Origin of the sequence: Ruminiclostridium papyrosolvens C7 (assembly GCF_000421965.1) — a bacterium.
GTDB lineage: Bacteria > Bacillota > Clostridia > Acetivibrionales > DSM-1351 > Ruminiclostridium > Ruminiclostridium papyrosolvens_A.
In genome coordinates, this window is the sequence record NZ_ATAY01000022.1 from 77,251 (window position 1) to 99,346 (window position 22,096).

The 22,096-nt window shown below is 38.8% G+C and carries 4 protein-coding genes; all 4 read right to left on the reverse strand.

What is annotated here, in order from left to right:
• Window positions 1-7: 7 nt before the first annotated feature.
• The 4 genes from L323_RS27605 to L323_RS27620 all read right to left on the reverse strand — a co-directional run bounded on the left by L323_RS27605 (window position 8) and on the right by L323_RS27620 (window position 22,086).
• On the reverse strand, window positions 8-8,017 hold the full coding sequence (locus tag L323_RS27605) for a non-ribosomal peptide synthetase (protein ID WP_020814875.1): 8,010 nt from the start codon (window positions 8,015-8,017) through the stop codon (window positions 8-10).
• A gap of 67 nt (window positions 8,018-8,084) precedes the next feature.
• Window positions 8,085-11,057, reverse strand: coding sequence for a type I polyketide synthase (locus L323_RS27610; protein ID WP_020814876.1), 2,973 nt, complete (start codon window positions 11,055-11,057; stop codon window positions 8,085-8,087).
• Window positions 11,057-20,761: a non-ribosomal peptide synthetase gene (locus L323_RS27615; RefSeq protein ID WP_020814877.1), complete on the reverse strand. Its 9,705-nt coding sequence runs from the start codon at window positions 20,759-20,761 to the stop codon at window positions 11,057-11,059. Before L323_RS27615 ends, L323_RS27610 begins: the two co-directional genes overlap by 1 nt.
• Before the next feature lie 26 nt (window positions 20,762-20,787).
• Window positions 20,788-22,086, reverse strand: coding sequence for a C45 family autoproteolytic acyltransferase/hydolase (locus L323_RS27620; RefSeq protein ID WP_020814878.1), 1,299 nt, complete (start codon window positions 22,084-22,086; stop codon window positions 20,788-20,790).
• Between the last annotated feature and the right edge of the window lie 10 nt (window positions 22,087-22,096).

A 22,096-nucleotide genomic window follows, 5' to 3' on the forward strand; every position in this document is an offset into this window, starting at 1 on the left:
CCCCCATTTAAAAATCTATGTCAATTACAATATCTCTCCGATTTTTATTGATTTCTTCTATAATTGAACTCGCCTTTTCCTCATCATAAAAAGCTATATCCTTTATTTTTATGAGTTTATTCTCGGTTATGGATTTTATTATCCTGATAAACTGTCTTGACATCTCTTCAATACTTTCCCTTTTAAAGAGAGCCGTGCTGTACTCAATAATAAAATCAATTCCTTCATCCGTTTCCCATGAATAGAGGGTAAGATCAAACTTCGATATTTTGGATTCCATAATAAAAGGAGCAAATTTTACATTACTTGCCTCCATATTGCCCAAGCCTGTATTCTGTAATACAAAGGCTACATCAAACAAAGGATTGCGATCTGAATTCCTTTCCAGCCCTAGCTTATCCACCAGCTTTTCAAACTGGTAATTCTGGTTTTCAAAAGCCTTCAAAGCATTTTCCCTTACATCTGCTAGAAAATCATAGTATGTAATATCTGCCTTTGGTTTGTTCCTCATTGCAAGCATATTTACAAACATTCCAACTACATTTTCCAAATCTGAATGTGGTCTGCCTGCCACTGAAGTACCTACAACCATTTCTTCCTTGCCTGTAATTTTATGGAGCAGTACGTAGAATGCAGATAAAAGCACCATATACATTGTAGTTCCGGTTTCTGATGCAAGCCTTGACAGTTTTTCCGCAATTGAAGAATCAAATCCGAATTTGAATTCGGCACCTTCAAAGGTCTTTATTTCAGGTCGTGGGTAATCCGTTGGAATATCCAGACTTGGAATTCCGTCCGAAAACAGACTAAGCCAGTAATCTTCTTGCTTTTTCATTACTTCAGTCTTTAGAATATTGTTTTGCCATTGTGCAAAATCCTTATATTGTATCCTCGGCAATTGGAGCTTATGTCCTCCGTAAAGGCTGTTGAACTCTTTGAGTAATATCCCCATTGATACCCCATCAGAAATAATGTGATGCATATCAAATATCAACAAGTGCTTTTCAGCACCTATTTTTACCACATTCACCCTGAATAACGGTGCTTTGCTTAAATCAAAGGGTCTTATAAAGTTGTCTGTCAGTTTGTTAATATTAATTTCATTTTCTTCAATATCCTCAAAATTATCAATGTTTATGCTGAAGTCAACATAATCACTTATCCTCTGCACCGGCCTTCCATCAACTATTTCGAATGATGTCCTGAAAACTTCGTGCCTTGATACGATTTCCCTGCAAACCTCTTGGAGCTTGTTTACATCTATTTCGCCTTCTGCAATCACTGCCGAAGAAACATTATAGCTGGTATCACCATCTGTTTTTTCTCCGCTCTTTTTGAGATTTTCTACTATATATACCCTTTTCTGTGCAGAAGACAATTCGTAATACTCTCTTTTAGGCACTGGTTTAATAGAGGAATATATACTGACCTTTGCACTGATAATATAGTTTGAAAGCTGCTTAATTGTGGGACTTCCGAATATTTTAGCCAATGGTATCTCCACATTAAATGCCTTATGAATCTTTGTTACCACTGCTGTGGCTTTTAAAGAGTGGCCCCCCAGTTCAAAAAAGTTGTCATTTACCCCTACCCTGTCTATATCAAGTACTTCCTTCCATATTTCAACCAACTTTATCTCAACTTCATTTTGGGGAGCTTCATACTCTTGCCCGGAAGTTACACTTGTTACAGGGTCTGGAACAGCTTTTCTGTCAATCTTACCGTTTTGCGTTAAAGGAATTTTTTCCAGAGGCACAAAGTATGTTGGAATCATGTATTCCGGCAGCTTACTGTGCAGATATTCTCTTAATTCGGACCCAGACAGGCCTCTGCTCGCCACAAAGTATGCCGCAAGATACTTATTCCCGCTATTATCAACCCGGTCTGTTACAACTGCTTCTTTTATTTCACCATGCTTCAGCAATTGATTTTCGATTTCACCCAACTCTACCCTAAAGCCTCTGATTTTTACCTGATGGTCCGTCCTTCCCAAAAATTCAATATTTCCATCAGGCATCATTCTTCCCAAGTCACCGGTTTTATACATCTTATGATTACCGGCATCCAAAAATTTATTATCCACGAAAGAAGCAGCAGTCCGCTTCTCATCATTCATATATCCTCTTGCTACTCCAACCCCGCCAATATAAAGCTCACCAGCTACTCCCCTCGGAACAACCCTTCCGGCTTCGTCCAATATGTAGAAATAGTTATTATCAATAGGTTTGCCATATGGAATACTTGTCTGGTATTCATTTACTTCTTCGATAGGATAGTATATTGACCATACAGTCCCCTCGGTAGCACCACCCAGACTTATTGGCCTTGCATTGGGGAAATATTCCTTTATCTTATACGGGAGCTTTACCGGAATCCAATCACCGCTCATAAAAACCAGTCTCAAATCATTCTGTATGAAACCCTCATCATCCCCTTCAAGAGAATTTATCAGATAATTCATAGTAGAAGGCACCGAATCCCAGAAAGTTATTCTCTCCGTCTTCACAAGGTTTTTCAAATCGGATGGGTTTTGTACCTGTTCCTTCTTTGCAACTACCACACTACCACCTGCCGCAAGAATACCGAATATGTCATATACCGAAAGGTCAAAACACATAGATGTAATAAATAAAAGCCTATCATTCTTGCTTACATTAAACTCTCTGTTTACCCAAGATATAAGATTTACCGCCGAATGGTGTTCTATCATTACCCCCTTGGGGCTGCCTGTAGACCCTGATGTATATATGACGTAAGCCAATTGACTTGAATCGATTGAGATATCCGGTCTGTAGGCCGGATATAACTCCATATCCCCGTAATTAATTATTACTGTATTTTTATGTGGAAAATCATAGTCCATATCTGTCACCACTGCTGAAACATCGGAATTTGATACTATGTATTCTTTTCTTGAAGTTGGATAGTCAGGGTCAATAGGCACATAGGCACCCCCGGCTTTTAAAATCCCCAGCATCCCTATTATCATCTCAAAATTTCTCTGTGATATAAGTGCTACGTGATCACCACTTTTTACACCTTTGGATATTAACTGGTGTGAAAGTCTGTTTGAATACTCATCCAGCTTACCATAGGTTAATGTCCTCCCATCTGATATCAAAGCAATACTTTCCGGGGATTTTTGAGCCTGCTCTTCGAATAGCTCATGGATTTTCTTATAGGAGTCGTATTTTACCTTTGTATTATTTGAACTGAACAATATTTCTTTCAACTCTTCATTTGTAAGCAGGTCTTCACCGACTATTACCTTATCATCACTTGAAAATTTCTCAAGAATCCTTTCATATAGCCCGGCAGCAGTCTCAATATCTTCAGATTGGAAAAATGCAGATGAATACTTTATTTGCATCTCAAAGTTATCCAAGGTCTTTGATACTTCAAGATCAAACAGTGTATTGGTCATTTCTGCGGATTTCAAATCCAGTTCATAATAAGAACGTGCTGCAAATTCCGTATTCATTATATCTTCCATTACATGGAAGTCCGTAAAGTTGAACAGGGTATCAAATACGGGGTTTCCGTTATTATTTACCTCGCCGATAATATTACTGATATCTCCCAAAAACAGTTCATGGGCCTTTACATTTTTTTCATAATCCTTGACTTTATTTAGCAAATCCAACTTGTCTATCTCTTTTTCTACTTTTAAACGTAAAGGTACCGAATTTAAGAAACATCCCAGTATATTTTCACTATCTTCCAATGCAGGTCTTTCATGGGTTACAACACCTGTAACTATATCATTCTCAGTAGTTATCACCCCCATTAAGTATAAATAGGCACTAAGACAAATTTCTTTCAGGGTACACTGATACTTTTTTGCTTTTTCCTGTAGGCGGTTCAGCAATTCTGAATTGAAGGACTTTTTTAATATCTTGTTTTCGGTGTCCTTGTTAAGTCTTTTACCTGAAATATTAAAAGGTAATTTCGTCCTTGTGTATCCCTTTAGCAAATCATTCCAGAATTTCTGAGTTGATTTATTTGCTTTTCTGCTGAGATTAATAGCAACATAATCTTTATAGCTGCACTTCAGAGGCAAGTTTTCCACTGTTTCACCCTTTAGCAGCTTACTATAATATGCCATAATTTCCGTCATGAGAGCAGCAACACTCCAGCCATCTAAGACCGCATGCTGAAAAGATAACAATATGCAGTAGTTATCTCTGTCCAGCTTGAACATTCCCATTCTCCACAACAAGTCATCTTTAAACTTGAATTTATTTTTCAAATCCGCAATCATATAAGCCTTTATATGGCTTTGCTGTTCAATTACAGACACTCTTGAAATATCCTCTATTTTAATAACAGGAAGCATGTCTTTATGTACAATCTGAAGTGGTTGCGCAAACTTTTCCAAATCAAAGGTAGTTCTTAAAATGGTATGCCTTTTAACAACGAGTTTTACAGCTTCCTGATATTTATCCTCATTAAATCCCTTGAATTTTATAAGATATGGGAACTGGTCATGGTATATTGGCTCCTCGGGCCTTAGTTTAGAATAGTACACCATTCCCTGTTGTATCTGACTTAACGGATAAAAGTCTTCAGTATCAGCAGGAAGCTTGCCTGATTCTTCTGTGCTATTTAGGATACTGCTTTTTATTTCATCAATTATTGCAATACCATTCTTAAGTTCATCTTCCCAACCTTCGGAGGTTATACTTATATTTGCACTCAGTTCCTTTATATTTTGATTGAGGTAAATATCCTTCATCTTAATATTTGTTCCAAGAGCACTATTCATCCTGCTTACAAGTTTTACTGCCTTTATTGAGTCTCCCCCAAGAGTAAAGAAATTCTGATTTGTACCTACTTTGTCCAACCCTAGAACTTTCTGCCAAACCACTGCCATTTTTTCTTCAATCTCATTTCCCGGAGCAACATATTCCTCACCTGTATCAAAATTACCGTCAATAACAGGTAGAGCCTTTCTGTCAATTTTCCCATTTGAGGTAAGTGGTATTTTATCCAAATAGAATAAATACGCAGGTATCATATAATCAGGTAATTCTTCCGCTAAAAACCCTCGTATCTCTTCCGATTTAAGTTTCTGGCCTGAAACGATATATGCACTGATATTATTTTGGCCTCTATTCTCTCTTGCAATAACAACAGCTTCCTTGATTTCCGGATGTCTTAAAAGTTTTGATTCAATTTCACCAAGTTCAATCCTGTGTCCTCTTATCTTTACCTGATGATCTATCCTTCCCAGATACTCTATTTCACCATTGGGCAGGAATCTCGCCAGATCGCCGGATTTATATAATCTTTGTAATGGAATATAAGGGTTTGGAATAAACTTTTCCCTTGTAAGCTCAGGTCTGTTTAAATAGCCAGGGCCAACTCCATCCCCGCCTACACATAATTCCCCGGGAACTCCGATAGGAACGAGCTTGCTTTCGCTATCCATTATGTAAACCGAAAGTGTTGGTATAGGTCGCCCGATATTACTTATATTCGTTTCAATCTCATAATCAGTTATTTCCTTATATGTTACATGGACAGTAGTTTCAGTTATTCCATACATATTTATAAGCTTTATTGCTGAGTATTTTTCTTTCCAAGGCTTTAAAACTGCTGGTTTTAAGGCCTCTCCCCCAAAGATAACATACCTTAAGGCAAGGGCTTTTTCCTTACTTTCAATTTCATATTCTATTAAGTTGGAAAAAGAAGTAGGTGTCTGGTTTAGAACTGTTACCTTTTCTGCTTTTAAAAGTTCGAGATAATCCTTAGGTTCTCTTGCTATACTTTTTGGAACAACTACCAGCTTCCCTCCATAAAGAAGTGCTCCATATATCTCCCAGACTGAAAAGTCGAAGCAGAATGAATGAAACATTGTCCAGACATCTTTGTCATTAAAATCGAACAGATTTCTGTCATTAAACAGCAAACGAACAACATTACGGTGCTCTATCATTACTCCTTTGGGTTTCCCGGTGGTACCTGAAGTATAAATAATATATGCTAGACTGTCTGGTTTTACTGTATTTTCAAGATTAGTATCTTCTCCCTTATAAATGCTTTTATCATCCATATGAATAGTCCGGCCTTGGAAGTTATTCTTTTTTATGAATTCTTCTTTAGTTATTAAAATGCCTGTCCCGCTATCCTCCAGCATATAGTTTATTCTTTCGGAAGGATATCCGGGATCTATTGGAAGATACCCACAGCCTGCTTTAAGAGCACCAAGAGCCGCCACAATTATATCCGAAGAACGTTCCAGTAATATTGCAGCAATTTTGGGGTTCTTATCAGAATCTTGTGTAACATACTCTCTTATAGTTCTTGCAAGCCTATTTGCTTTGGCATTCAGCTCCCTGTAGGTCATACAATTACCTTCAAAAGAAACTGCAATATTGTCAGGTGTTTTTTTCACCTGTTCTTCAAAAATGCCGTGTATAGTTGCGGTCATGGGATAGTTTGCCGATGTATTGTTAAACTCCTTCAATAATTGTTGAATCTCTTCATCTGACATGAGCTCAATTTCACTAATTTCACATTCCGGATTTTTTATTATATGTTCAAGAATGTTTGTAAAGTGTGTACTTAACCTGTTTATTGTCTCTTTTGAGAACAGGCTTGTACAGTAGTTAATTTCAATTTCCATACCGTCTTTCTTCTCTGTAGCCCTCACGGTAATATCAAACTGAGCTGTCTTTTGATTGTATTCAAATATTTCTATTCCAAGCCCATCAGCTTGTACATCATCAATGTTCATATTCTGCAAAACAAAAACAGTATCAAATAAGGGATTTCTGCTTGGATCCCTCTCAACATTCAGGTCTTCCATCAAGCGTTCAAGGGAATAATCCTGATTATCAAATGTACTTAATACATTCCCTGTAACCTCATGCAGGAATTCTTTATAAGTCTTATGTTGATCAGGGTAATTTCTAAGGGGTATGGTATTAACAAACATGCCGATAGTGCTATATACGTCAGAATGCCTTCTGCCTGCTACGGGAGACCCGATTATTATGTCATCTTGTCCGGTATATTTTGAAAGTAATATGTAATATGCCGAAAGTAAAACCGTGTACAGAGTAGCTCTATTTTTACGGGCTAAAGAATTAAGCTGTAAGGTAATTTCTTTCCCAATATTAAATCTTATTGAGTCTCCTTCAAAGCTGTATTCAGCAGGTCTTTTATAATCAACTGGGAGTGCCAAAACCGGGAGTTCTCCTTCAAAGGCTTTAAGCCAATACTCTCTTTGCTTTTTGACCAGTTCGCTGTTAAGGAGCTTTTCATGCCAGGCACTGTAATCTTTATATTGTATATTAATCGGCTCTAACTTTTTATCATTATATAAGCAGTTGAATTCCTTAACAAAAATCGAAGCAGATACACCGTCAGAAATGATGTGATGTATGTCAAACAAGAGGTAAAACCGGTTTTCATCAAGTTTTAAAAGCTTAAGCCTGAATAAAGGTGAACATGCAAGGTTAAAAGGCCGTACAAATTCCCGGGTCAAATCTTCGATATCCCTGTCATCATCAATCTCTCCGTATTCAATTTTAAAATCAATTGACCTGTTAATCCTCTGAACAGGCTCACCGTCTACAATTTTAAAAGAAGTTCTAAGGGATTCATGCCTCTTAACTATCTCCATAAAGGTACTTTCCATTTTTTCTTTGCTGCAATTTCCTTCTATTTTAAGCACATTGGTTATATTATATGCTGTGCTCTCCGTCTCAAGCTTATATAACAAATACATCCTTCTTTGTGCATTAGATAAAGGATAGAACTCCCTTTCATCTACCTTTTCAATAGGTTCATACAGCAACCTTTTTGCATTCTCTATAAGAATTCCGGATATTATCTCTTCTTTTCTCTGCCTTATATATGCTAATATTTCGTCAGTAACAGCGCCTTTAGGAGCTTTATATTTTAAGCTTTCCCCATCCATCCACAGTTTTATATTCCTGCTATTAATAATATGCATAAATTCAGTGACAGACAGATCGTTTAAATTACTGTCACACTCTTTGGAAATCATGAGTATTCCCCCCCAATTAATTGAAAGAACCATTTTAACTGTTCATCCTATATGCTATTGCTAACGTCTATATAGTACCCTCTTCCATGTTCTCTTCAGCAGCTGCCGCCTCTCCGTCCCCCAGCATTACCCCTTTATAGGTTTCAACCATTTCTGCAACAGAGGCTATTGTGGTGGTTTCCAAAAGCTTGGTCATTGGAATCTGTATTTTGAACACCTTGCTCAAATCGGCTGCAACTGCGGCAGCAATTAGCGAATGACCTCCCAACTCAAAGAAATCATCGTGTATTCCCAGTTTTTCAAAGCCAAGAACCTTTTTCCAGTACTCCGCAATTATTTTTTCAACTTCGCTTGAAGGTTCCACATAAGGTATATCCAAATCGGGACGAGGCCTTTTGCTAAGCTTTTCGGAACCATCCATACTTCCTGAAAGTTTTTCCGACCCTTTTAGCAATAGGGGTGAAACTTCTATTTTGCCTTGGAATTCCAAGCATAGCTTTTCAAGTTTATCTTTAAAAAGAAGAATAGCTTCTATTTGCTTTTTCTTTGCTGACTCATCCAAATCTACTGATATTGATATATTTCCCTTAATACACTCTGCAAGAACCTTTTCATCAATTTCTGATTTATCTGAAACAGGGAACTCCTGCTCCTTTTTGTTTTCATTTCTTGCGCCGGGTTCAATCCAATATCTCTGCCTTTCAAATGGATATGTGGGCAGTGGAATACGGTGTCTCTTTTCTTCTTCATAGAATTTATTCCAGTCAACTTTTGCTCCGTAAACCCAGATTTTCCCCATACATTCCATAAATGCCTCAGAAGGACTTGTGTTTTCAATCTGAACTGAAATCAACGAATTTCCGGCTTCCGACAAGAACCTTTCCCCATTACCGATTTCAACAAAAATCCTTTCATCATCAGACAGAATTTCCTGCAAGCCTTGGGCTGAAAAGCTGCTGTTACGCTGTTTCAACCAGTAATCCGTACTTGTGGCCATGGAATCCTCTATCCATTGCCCACTCACGGATGATACAAAGGGTATTTGTGGTACATTTAAACTGATTTCCGAGAGAATTTCCGAAAAATTCTTATCTTCAGAAGCAGTAATTCTCAATGCATCTTCAAGGCTCAATACCTCAGAAATACATGCGGCAACATATTCTCCCGTACCTTCTCCTATCATGCTTTCAGGTTTTAAACCTGACTCTTGAAGAAGTTTTGCCATTGAATACTGTGTAACAAAAGCTACTGACCTTACATTTCTATTTTCATTTGCAGTCATGTCTGAATCAAGTAAAGTTCTGATATCGGTACCCAGTATTGACAATAGAAGGTCTGCACAGTAATCCACAGTATTTCTGAATCTTTCTTCTGTCCTGTACAATTCACCGCACTCTTTTATGTATTTTGCATCTCCGGGAAACATAAATACAATCGGCCTGTCCTTGTGTTTCTGGAAGTATGAGATAACATTACCGCTTGTGGAATTACTTATTTTCACTTCCAAATCTTCAAGGTTTTTACAAACTGCAATTCTACGATGATTGAAACTCCTTCTGCCTACATGCTGTGTAAATGCTATATCTGCCAAATTCAGGTCAGGATTCTTCTTTATATGTTCAACAAGGTTTTGTGTCATTTTTTCAAGTGCTGTTTCTGTCTTTGCTGATAGTGAAATCAATTGGTAAGGCCTTTGTGATTTTTCGGATGGTTGGGCAGCAGGAGCTTGCTCCAGAATAACATGGGTATTGGTGCCGCCGATTCCAAAGGAGCTAACACCCGCTCTAAGAGGAAACCCTTCTGTTTCCCATTTTGAAAGTTTACTATTTACATAAAAAGGGCTGTTTACAAAGTCTATTTTGGGGTTCGGTTCTTCGAAATTCAGACTTGCCGGTATTACCCTGTGTTTCATGGAAAGTACTGTTTTTATCACACTGGCCAGACCACCGGCATTTACAAGATGCCCTATATTGGTTTTTGCCGAACCTATAGCACAAAATCCTTTTTTATCGGTATAAGCTCTGAATGCCTTGGTCAAAGCAGCTATTTCAATCGGGTCTCCCAGGTTTGTACCCGTTCCGTGACCATCTATGTATGTAATTGTTTCAGGGTTAACTCCCGACATTTCTATGGCCTCAGCAATACATTCTGCCTGACCGTCTACATTTGGAGCAGTATAACTGTTTTTTGAGGAACCGTCATTATTAATGCCTGTTCCTTTTATAATTGCATGTATATAATCTCCATCAGCAATTGCATCTTCCAATCTCTTAAGGGCAACTACACCCAGTCCGCTTCCGCTTACCGTACCGTTGGCTTTGGAGTCAAAAGCACGGCAATGTCCGTCTGCTGAACCTATGCCGCCTTCCTGATAAAAGAATGCCTCGTTTCTGGACACCTGAAAGCTGACGCCCCCTGCCATAGCGATATCGCACTCAAAGTTGTTAAGACTCTGACAAGCGTAATGAACTGCTACCATAGATGATGAACAAAGAGTGTTGACATTGACACTTGGCCCCATAAGATTCATTTTGTAGGACACCTTTGTTGCAAGGAAATCCTGTCCGTTTGCTATCATTATTTTAAAGGAACCAAGACTTTCAACCAATCCCGGGTTGGAATACAGGTTTCTTATCATGTATCCGCTTAGGTTTGCACTAGCATAGACTGCGATTCTTCCGTCATACAGGTCGGAATTATATCCGGCACTTTCAAGTACCTCCCACGCACTCTCTAAAAATAAGCGATGCTGTGGGTCCATAATTTCGGCTTCTCTTGCGGAATAATCAAAAAACTCAGCATCAAACATGTCCATTCCGTCCAAAATAGCATCAGCCGCAACAAATTTGGGATTATCCAGCAGATGTTCGTCTATACCCATCTTTACCAGCTCATCGTGTTTAAAAAATTTCACAGACTCCACACCATTATATAGATTCTCCCAGAACTCATCCGTATTATTAGCGCCCGGGAAGCGTCCTGCCATACCTATTATGGCTATTGCACCGTCCAGGGAACCGCTTTCTTCAAAATTACTCATTAATGATTCTCCCCCCTCTGTATCATCATCCTTTGTTTTCTTTGCTTTAACCTCTCCTGCTGTTTACTGACCCTTTCACTTACACTTTTGAAACTTGGCTTTTCTTCCTGATGGTTTTCCCCGTCAAGCTTTGAGGCCAGAAGTGCTACTGTGTTGTATTTATATAAATCAACAACGGCTAAATCTGTCGAAAATATTTCTTTTATTTTTGTATGTAGCTGTACCAATAGAAGAGAATCTCCACCCAGTGCAAAAAACTCATCATGAATTCCTACTCCCTCTATGCCAAGAAGATTTTGCCATAGTGGTACAAGCCTTTTTTCAGCCTCGCTTTTTGGCGGAGAATAGGCATTGGGAAGGTAAGGTCTTGGATGTAATGTTTTTTGTTCGTCCTTTTCAGCAACAGTATTGCTTTTTTTATTTATATAACCTGCGTCTGCAATAGCTTCTTTAATTTCTTTGGTTGAAACAACAACCTGAGTGTTAAAATACTGTCCTGACAGTATTTTTTCAAATACCTTCCTGCCTTCTGCCACCGTCAGACCCGAATCCAAAATATTGCCGCTATTTGAACTGTTAATTAAGCTGTTATAAACTTGGGTGTCTTCTGTAAAGGAATTTAAATTCCGGTTTCTGTTTTTTATATTTTCACTGTTCTCGTCTGAAATTAGCCTCATGGAAAAATTCTTTATTTCAATTAGCTGAACACCTTTTTCATCCGAAATATCAATATCGCAGGTTATTATTTCATTGGACGCATTGTATTCGTCTCTGAATGTTATATTTGCATAAATTTCTCCAGGAAGTCTTCGTTTTACAATTATCTTCTCGTATGAAACAGGAAGAAAATTTCTTTTGGATGCCAACCTTACCGAACCGGTAGCAACATCCAAAAGAGAAGGATGTATATTAAAGTACTTTAAATCATCTATAAATTCCGGGGCCAGTTCTATCTGAGCAATTCCTTTTGTACCGTGGAAACCAAGCCTTTTCAGTGTCCTCCACCTGTTCCCGAAAGTTATAAATTCCTTAATATCTTTTTTAATGTAATCAAACTTTTCTTCATTAAATATGTTTGCCGATTCAGAAATATCAATCCGTTTGTATTCCGGGTCAATTGCAGCTGCAATCTTTCCCTGTGCATGTTCTCTCCATAGGTTGTCTTCCACATTTGAATGGAGTCTGCTAAATATTTTGAATTCATAATGTCCGCCGTTTCTTTCAAGAATTGTCAAAACATCCTGTTCTTCATTTTCCCTAACTGCCATTGGAGTTAGAAAGTTCACATCTGAAAATTCAACAGGTTTATCTCCATTTATATCTGCAAAAGCAGCTCGAGCCATTTCAATATATGTAGTTCCCGCTATTGTAGGGATTCCCATTACAAGGTGTTCACTTAACACCCAGTCCTTTTTAGGATTAAACCGTGATAAATACACGGATTTATCCGAAGATTCGGATAGCTTTCTTTCCAGCAAAGGGTGAATCGGTTTTTTATTGCCTTTGGCCATGCCTACGCCGGGCCATCTGTCCCAGTTGATTGATACAAAACGAGTTCCGTGTCTTGAATCATGGGCAATTGCAAATGCGTCGATAAAATTATTAGCGGCACTGTAATCTGCTTGTCCAAAACCTCCTGTTATGGAGTTAAGGGATGAACTCATAATAAAGAAATCCGGCTTGCAGTCCTTTAATACTTCATACAACACCTGTGTTCCCGTGACCTTTGGTGCAAATACATTTTCAACAAAGCCTTCTTCCTTTATCTGTATCATTCCGCCTCCGGGATTTCCGGCTGCATGAATTACACCGTCGATTTTTCCAAAGTGATTCTGAACCTGCTGACGTACTCTTGTCATTTCTTCCATATTGTCAACATTTCCACGACAGATGAGAATTTCCGAGCCAAGTTCTTTTATATTCTTCAAGGTTTGTATTTTTGCGGAAATTATGTCAGCTTCTCCCTTGTCTTTCAGCCATTCATCCCACTTTTCCATTTCAGGGAATGAAGAGCGTCCCACAAGGACAAGATTTACTTTTTCCTTCTCGGCAAGGTATTCTGCCAGGACCAGTCCGATTCCGCCCAATCCGCCTGTTATAATATAAGTTCCTTTATTTTTTATTTGAAGCACAGGCTTTTGTGTATTTTGGAGTTCCATTTTGTCAAAGCTTTGAATCCAACGGCTTTCCCCTCTGTACGCTACTGTTTTATCTTTCGAATCACTATAGGCTTCATTTAAAAGCTGCTCCAACAGCTCCATTTCAAATGGACTGTCATCTTCACAAAGCATAAAATCCACACTTCTGCACTTGATATTTTCATATTCTCTTGGAATTACTCTACAAGGGCCTAGTACCAAAGCTTTTTCAGAATACAGCACGGATTCACCGAATACCTTTTGCATACCGTTTGTTAGAACAATAGTAGTTATTTCTTTTTTTAACTCCTGCTTTCCAAGTGCTTTTGCAAGGAAGAGCATACTGTAGAAAAGGTCCTTGCCTCGATTTTCATTTGAAATACCCAGCATATTAATAATACTGTCCGGCAGTTTGCCCTGATTTTTCATGTCTGTTAGCAACGAATCATAGTCCTGCTGCTGTTTTGGATTAGCCTCAATGACCTTGGCCCCTGATTTTCTTAAAAGCTCCACAAATTTATTTTCAAAGTTACTTTTTTCAGCCAGTACCAGTATGGATTTCATATTTTCAGGCAGTGTCAGCTCTGATGGAATATTGTAAACAGTCTGTTTCCATAACGGTGTGTAAAAATAATCATTGATATCCTTCCTGTCCGCTTTTTTGGATTTTGCCCAGAAGGATTGTCCTTCAAAGGGATACGTAGGAAGATTAAGCTTGTTTCTTACCTGTCCATCATACAAAGTAATCCAATCTATTTTTTCACCTTGCAGCCAGAAAATTCCCAGTTCTTCCTCTGTGTACTCCTTTAAGCTTGCTGCATTATATCCTTTGTCACTTTTTACACCGTTTCCATATATCAAATTATCATTTTTTATAGCTTCTATTGCTTCTTCTCTTGTACAGCAAACAAGGAAGCACCTGTACTCAAACTCTCTGCGGCCCAGCTTCAGTGTGTATGCTGCATCGTTCAGATCTATACCGGGATTTTCTTTTAAATATAATGCAAAGTTTGATGGCATTCTCTTTAGTGCACTTGGAGTTTTTGCTGAAAATATAAATAAATGCCTTGATTTTTCAGGAGTTACATCTCTTCTTACTGGTGCTTCTTCCAGAACTGCATGTGCGTTTGTACCTCCGATTCCAAATGAGCTTACTCCTGCTCTTCGGGGTATCCCACCAGTTTTCCATTCGGAGAGTTTTGCATTTACATAGAAATGTCCATTTTGAAAATTACACTTGGGATTAGGCTTATCAAAATTGAGACTTGGGGGTATTTTGCCGTTCTTAATGGCAAGAACTGTTTTTATAAGGCCTATTACCCCTGATGCCGCATCCAGATGACCTATATTTGTTTTGACCGAACCAACTGCACAATACTTTTTCTTGTCATTTTTTTCACTGAACACCTTCTCCAGTGCTTCTATTTCTATAGGATCTCCAAGTGGTGTCCCTGTTCCGTGGGCTTCAATATATGTAATGGTGTCAGGATTTACTCCGGCAAGTTCCTGTGCCTTTGCAATAACTCCCGCTTCACCTTCAATTCTTGGGGCTGTGTAACCTACTTTCAGCGACCCGTCGTTGTTGACCGCAGTTGCCTTTATTACTGCACAGATGTTGTCCCCTTGTGCTATGGCATCCTCCAGCCTTTTTAAAACAACTACTCCGGCACCGTTTCCACCCACCGTTCCTTTTGCTTTTTCGTCAAAGGCTCTGCAATGTCCATCCGGTGACAGTATCATTCCTTCCTGATACAGATAACCTGTTTTTTGTGGAAGTCTTATACTTACACCACCTGCCAGAGCCATATCACATTCTTTATTCAAAAGACTCCTGCAAGCAAGATGTACTGCAACCATTGAGGATGAGCAGGCTGTCTGAACGGTTACTCCGGGGCCTTCCAGATTTAGTTTATAAGCTACTCTGGTGGCAAGAAAGTCCTTATCGTTATTTATCATTATCTGATAATTATTTGCAACATTCCCAATTTCACTGTCTTCTGTAAGATATTTTATATATGTATTCATGCCGACGCTTGCAAAGGTTCCTATTGCACCGCTGAACTTTTCGGAATCACAGCCTGCGTCCTCCATTGCCTTCCATGCTTCTTCAAGGAATATTCTCTGCTGGGGGTCCAGTATTTCCGCTTCCCTTGGATTAAAACCGAAAAACTGTGCATCAAATTTGTCAGCATCCTCTAAAACGCCCCAAGCTTTTACGTATTCCGGCTTTTTTAGCAGTTCGGGGGCTATGCCCTCTGCTATTATCTCTTGGTCACTGAAACGGGTTATTGATTCCCTTCCTTGACAGAGATTTGTCCAGAACTCATCAATATTCTTTGCACCGGGTACTCTTGCGCTCATACCTATTACGGCTATATCATTGCTTTGTGAAGAAGTCGTTCTTAGCATACTTTTTTTGGTGTTTATAACCGCTGTTTTTTTGCCCAGCCTCTGTTCAAGATATTCTGACAGTGTGTTGACTGTAGGATATTTGAATAAATCTATAACCTGCAAATCTATACTCATTGTTTTTGATATTTTGCTGCGTACTTTTGCCAAAAGTAGTGAATGACCTCCCAGATCAAAGAAGTTTTCATTGAGTCCTATGGTTTCTCTTCCCAGAACCTCTTTCCAGACCTCTGATACCGTTTTTTGTACCTCATTTGACGGCTGTATCATGTCTGAGTTTGTTCCATGAGTGGTTTTTTCAGGTATTGGCAGAGCTTTTCTGTCTATTTTATTGTTCGGTGTCATTGGGAAGGAATCAAGCTTTACAAAATACGAGGGTATCATATAATCAGGCAGTCTTTCCCTGAGGTAGTTCTTTAACCCAACTGTATCTGTTTCCTTTGTTTTTAATATTATATAGGCTATAAGGGCTTTTTCACCCGTGAATATTTCTCTGCATACAACTACACTCTGACTTATCAGAGGATTTTTGTTTAAAAGTGTCTCTATCTCACCCAATTCTATGCGGAAGCCCCGTATTTTGACCTGATTATCACCACGACCCACAAATTCTATATTTCCATCAGGCATAAACCTTACAATATCTCCTGTTTTATATAGTCTTGAACCCTCTTCGCTGCTGAATGGGTTCCGTATAAATTTTTCCCGGGTCAACACTGGAAGTTTTAAATATCCCCTTGCGAGGCCCGCTCCTCCAATATATAGTTCTCCCGGAATCCCTACAGGAGTTGGCTTCATTTCATTATCAAGTATATATACCGCTGTATTTGCAATGGGTTTCCCTATGGATACCGGGCCTTCTTTTGAATCCAAGCGCATCATGGTAGACCATATTGTAGTCTCAGTAGGCCCATAAACATTCCATAAGCATGAACATCTGTCCATCAGCTCATTTGCCAAATCTCTTGGCAGTGCCTCTCCTCCGCAGAGTATTCTGAGCTTATTGCTGCCCTGCCATTGTGCTTCTACTAGCATTCGCCATGTGGCAGGGGTTGCCTGCATAATAGAAATATTATGCTTGTCCATAAGTGATATGAGTTTTTCTCCGTCGATTACTTCATCTCTTCCTGCTATTACAACTGAGGCACCTGTTACTAATGGAAGCAGCATTTCAAGTCCTGCAATGTCAAATGAAAGAGTGGTTACAGCCAAAAGTCTGTCCTTCTCACATATATTTGTACTTGTACCCATTGAGAGCAAGAAGTTTGTTAATGCACGGTGTTCAATCTGTACGCCCTTGGGATTTCCAGTGGAGCCTGAAGTATATATTACATATGCCAGATTATCCGTTGTCGCTCTGTTTTCAGGTTTTTCAGCGCTTTGTTCCGATATTTCCTTCCATTGTTCACCGATGCAGATAATTTTTGCTTTGTTTAAAGGCAGTGTATCCTTGATTATAGTGTCAGTTAAAATGATAGGAACCTGTGCATTATCCAGCATAAACTCCAGCCTGTCCTTTGGAAAAATGGGGTCCATAGGAAGGTATGCTCCACCAGACTTGTGGACACCTACTAAAGCCGTAAGCATATCTATGGAACGCTCCATATATATACCTACTACGGTTTCAGGGCCGACTCCCAGAGATACAAGATAATTTGCAAGCCGGTTGGCTCTTGTGTCAAGTTCACCGTAGGAAAGCTGTCTGTCTCCCTTTACTACGGCAACGGCATGGGGGTTAATTGACACCTTGTCCTCAAAAAGTTGTATCCACAAATCACACTCAAAATCCACACGGGTATTGTTCCAGCCTTCCAGTAAGGTTTTACTCTCCTCTGAACTCAAAATATCAAACCTTTTGATTTGTGTTTCGAAATTTGCAGTTAAATTCTCCAATAAATATGTGTAATGTCCTGCCATTCTTTTTATGCTATCTTCATCAAATAAGTCTGTATTAAATTCAAAGTTTACTTCCAGGCCCGACCCACTGTCGTTTATATCAACAGAAAGGTCAAATCTCGCTGTGTCACCCTCTATTTCAATACTTGAAATACTCATGCCGGACAGCCTTGCTTCTGGTACAGGAGTATCCTGGAGGCTGAAAAACACCTGGAAAAGGGGATTGCGACTCATATCGCGTTCCAGATTAAGTTCTTCAACTATTTTTTCAAAAGGAACATCCTGATTAGAGTATGCTTCAAGGGTGACATTTCTTACATTTCTCATAAGTTCACGAAAGCTGCTATTTCCGCTGAAAGCTGTCCTAATGACCAGATTGTTTGTAAAGAACCCTATCAATGGTTCCAGCTCTGAACGGTTTCTGTTTGCAACAGGTGAACCGATGATTATGTCTTCTTGTCCTGTATATTTAAAAAGTAAGACCTTAAAGGCTGCAAGTAGAATCATATAAAGCGTGGCACCTTCCTGCTCCGCCCCGCTTTTTAGTTTTTGAGACAACTCATCTGAAAGGCTGCAACGGAAGTTGGAGCCTTTATAGGTTTGTACTGTAGGCCTTTGCTTTGAAAAAGGCAGTTCCAGTACTGGAAGCTTTCCGCCTAACTTTTCCTTCCAATAGACAAGCTGTTTCTGTATGGTATTTCCCTTGGATCTGTCAATTTGCCAGCAAGCATAATCCGAATATGTGATTTTTAGTTCCGGCAAAACATAATTTTCTTTTTGCAAATAGGAGTTGTATAAAATTTCCAATTCTTTCAGCAGTACCTTGAATGACCAGCCGTCAAATACTATATGGTGGGCTGCCAGAATCAGAATGTATTCGTCTTTTTCAAGTTGAAACAATTTTCCTCTTATAAGAGGTGCCTTACTTAAGTCAAATGGATAGCTTATTTCCTCTTTTGCAAGAACCATAGCTTCTTTTTTTCTGTTCTCTAATGGTATTTCTACAAGACTAATAAAAGGCAGCCCCATGCGAACCCCTTCCATTACTGTTTGCACAGGCTGTCCATCCTCTTCAAAAAAGGAGGTTCTTAAACTCTCATGTCTTTCTATAATCGTATTGAAGCTTTTTAACAGCAAATCATAATTCAGGGTTCCCTTTATATTAAGGCCTGAATATAACATGTATTGGGAGCTGTTTTCGTTTAGTCTGTCAAGAAACCATATCCGCTGCTGAGCATATGAAAGGGATAAAGCACCGTTCTCTTGTAAACGCTGTATTCTATTTTCATCAACAGATATTTTGTCTGATTTTTCAATGATATCAGCAAGGACATCAAGGACAGGGTTTTCAAATAAAAGTGTCTGTTCAAGTTCAGCTCCGAACTCTTCTCTTATCCGGGAAATTGTTTGAGTAATTTTTAAAGAATCTCCACCCAATTCAAAAAAATTATCCTTTATGCCTATTTTCTTTACACCCAGTACCTCTTGCCAGATTTTTACCAGTTTGGCCTGTATTTCATTTTCAGGCAAGTCAATTGGTCTGCTTTCTGCCTCTGATTTGAGCAGTAATTCTATTTCATTCTTTATGGGATCAAATTCACCATTAATATAGCTTTCACGTAGCTTGTAACGTTCTACTTTTCCGCTGGTGGTTTTTGGAATACTTTTTATGGGAATAACTTGTGACACTTCTATTTCCAATCTCTCACTGATTAATTTTTTTAAAATACGTACTGTTCCTGTAAATTTATCTGCTTTCATTTTAAACAGAACAAAGAGTATCAGTTCGTCACACTTGATTTTTTCATTGAATGCTCCAACCGCAACAATCTTTCCGAGTTCAATCCCCTCAGCTTCCTGTGCGATGCGTTCAATATCATGTGAATAGTAGTTTTGGCCCTTTACAAAGATTACTTCTTTAGCACGTCCTGTTATAACAAGTCTTCCATCCCTCATAAAGCCCAAATCACCTGTATTGAGCCAGCCGTCTTTGGTTATTGCTTTGCGGGTTGCTTCCTCGTTGTTGTAGTAGCCTGATGTAACATTGGCACCCGATATGCATATGTAGCCAATTTTGTTTTCACCTATGTCCTTGTTGTAAATGTCACATATTCGGACATAGCAATCATATATTGGATATCCTTCATCAGCAAAGCTGCAGCCTCTGGCGTCGCCCTTGCCTACTTCTCTTACAATGTCACCTACATTCAGGTAATTACGGTCAAGGGTTATAAACCTCATCTCATCACCAAGTCTTGGAAATGTTACTGCGATAGTCCCCTCTGCCAGACCGTAAACCGTATACATTGAGTTTCTTTTTAAGCCATACGGAGACAGCTTTTCCAGGAATTCATCACACAATTCATATGATATGGGTTCAGCACCGTTGTATATGAGCCTGACCTTTGACAAATCCCAGTCCTTTTTTACTTCCGGCTTAAAAAAGGTCAGAAAATGTTTGTACCCGAAATTAGGTGAATACAATAGTGTAACCTTGTGTTCACTGGCTTTTTGTATCCATAATGAAGGATGTCTTATAAACAGCTGTGTCTCGATATTATATTGGTTTATACATGCAATTACATCCTTTATGTGTGTACCTATAAGGCCCATATCATGGGTCAGGGGCATCCAGTTAAGTCCTGAATCCTCTAAATTTATATTTACCCAGCGTATAACCGAGCCTATATCGTACAGAACATTTTTGTGAGTAATTATTACACCTTTTGGGTCGCCTGTAGAGCCTGAGGAAAACTGAATGAATGCAATATCATTTTCCTCAGCTTTTTCAATTTCTCCGAAACTGTCGGTTTTATCTAAATTCTCCAGACTCAAGGTTCTGGTTTGCATTATGTCAACTTGTTCAGATAAACCATTTTTATCTCCAAAGCTTTTAAGTCTTGCAAAAAAATCATCGGAAGTCAGCATTTTCGGATTTTTTAATATATCCCATATCTTAAACAGCTTTAGTTTGTGTTCATCATTTGTCCCCGTTGTAACCGGAACCGGAATCATCCCTCCAAGTATGCATGCCCAGAAGGCAAACATAAATTGTCTGTTGTTATCTATCTGAAATATAACTTCGTCGCCTTTTTTAAAGCCTGATGCCTGCAAATTGTATAAAAGAGTCCTTGCTCCATGGTATAACTCACTATAGGATACAAAATGTTCTTCTACTTCACTTAGTATAAATGTAATACCCTTGGATTTTTCATCCTGTCTGGATAAAATCAAATCTATCAATGTTTTAAAAGCATACATTCTTTTCACCACCTGTTAAACTAATATTATTGAAATACGGAAATTTTCTCAAAAGTAGGTTTATCGGGCACTTTCAACGTATTCCTCGGGAAAAAATATACTTCCAGTGAAAGAGTATCCGGCTGAAAAACAGTCATGCTCAATGTCGCTTTTGTATACAAATACCTTGTATCCAATAAAGCTCTTGGTGAGCCTTTGGTGTAAGTCATAATTTTTTTAATATCCTCGAGAGAAAAGCCTGATTCTCTGCCGGAGAACTGCTCTTTTATGTATTTCCATCTTCGTGTATTGTATTTAGTTCTTGTATGGTTGTCTGTGTTGCCTTCGAGAATAAATGAATTAACAGATGCGACCGCATCTTTTATTCCCCATGTGACACCTTTATTCAGCTTGGATTCAGCCGTTCTCACAGCCCGTTTCAGCCGTCCTGCCCCCGAGCCTCTTCCGCTGAAATTATTCTCCAGAACTTTACTCTCATTAGGGTCTGAAAATACAATCAGGTGATTTACCGCATACTGCTTTTTTTCATCCTGCATAAACTCAATAGTTTTTTCCATGTTTGCCGTGTTTTCCAAGGCATGTCTCAAATCCAATGGGTAAGACCTTTTACCTGCGGATGAATATGCCGCTCCTGATGTTGATTCCTGAACCGCGGCAAATATCTTTCTGTCATTAAATCCGGTTATTATTCCCATAAAGCCTATATATCCAATGGAGCATATGCTCCCTGTAGAATTTTTCATTGTAATAACCGCCTGAATTCTGGGAAGCTGGTTCTTATTACCTCCATACCAATCAAGAATTCTCCCGGTAATTGTTTTACCCGTTGCACTTTGCGAGCCATAGACAGATACAAAACTGCACTGTGTAGCCCTTATAACGTCAAGGAATAAATTAAACAGGAAAAACTCGTCCTTTGAAATTTTGTTATCTCCTCTGACATTTTTATCTCCACCGGAAAATACTTCAGCCATACCTTCAATTTCTTCTCTGTACTCTCTATCAATCTGTGCTTTTATATCATCAACTCTCCAGAAAGTCTCATTGTATTGGCTTTTAAAAAGGTTTTCGGCTATATATGAATCAACCAGAGTTTCATAATCGGGTACAACGGAAAGTATTCCTCTGGCAAATTCTTTTCCTATCTCCCTGTGGCTTAATCCTTTTGTAAAATCAAGTGCTACATCGAAATAGTTTCCTTTATCCGTTATGGTAACACCCTTTCCCTTATAATTCGGCGAACCTTTTTTAACTGATATTTCCTGTGTGCATGCAGTCTGAAAAACCAATAATATAATTAATAACCCTGCAAGTAATTTTTTCATTCCGACTCCC